The following is a 540-nucleotide window of genomic DNA, read 5'->3' as shown; positions in this document are numbered from 1 at the left end:
CACTGACAAACTTTCGGTTGAAAAACTCCAAGAACACTTGTTGCCTTATAAAAAAGAAACGGTTCAAAAAATCATAGATGAAAAAATGCAGTTAGTGACTGCAGATGAATTCTTAAAACTTCACAAAGAATCTTTAACTGCTATTAGGGAAAACGACAAACTCCAAGAAGAACTAGAGAGTTGCATTCAAACTTTAATTGAAGCAAGTGCTGCAGCAACTATTACTCAAGATATTGTTGTGGGAAACCTTGTAGATAGAAAGCTTGCAGACCTAGCTAAAACTTATAAACTTGCAGTTGATTACATCGAAAAAGTAACTGGAAAGAATATTGATGTTGTACTAGCTGAGAATGCTGCGCTTGAAGCGGAGGAAGAAGAGTGAAAATTGATTTACCAGAACTTGAGAGAAAGTTAAGCTATAGAATAAATTTAACTATCAAAGAATCAACTATTTTGCTTGAAAGCATGGAAGGGCTTATTGATGACAAAATAGTACTCCAAGAACAGATTAACACTGCGAAAAAGGCACTGACAGAAATA

General features: G+C 34.6%; 1 protein-coding gene. It reads left to right on the top strand.

Annotation, left to right across the window (positions count from 1 at the left end; genetic code table 11):
• The first annotated feature begins 85 nt into the window (after positions 1-85).
• Positions 86-382, top strand: coding sequence for a hypothetical protein (locus tag GHI93_RS12940; RefSeq protein WP_246177179.1), 297 nt, complete (start codon positions 86-88; stop codon positions 380-382).
• Positions 383-540: the final 158 nt, after the last annotated feature.

Source organism: Lactococcus hircilactis, from assembly GCF_009601015.1.
GTDB lineage: Bacteria > Bacillota > Bacilli > Lactobacillales > Streptococcaceae > Lactococcus > Lactococcus hircilactis.
The sequence above is the reverse complement of the archived record's forward strand: the minus strand, read 5'-3'. Positions and strand labels throughout refer to the sequence as shown.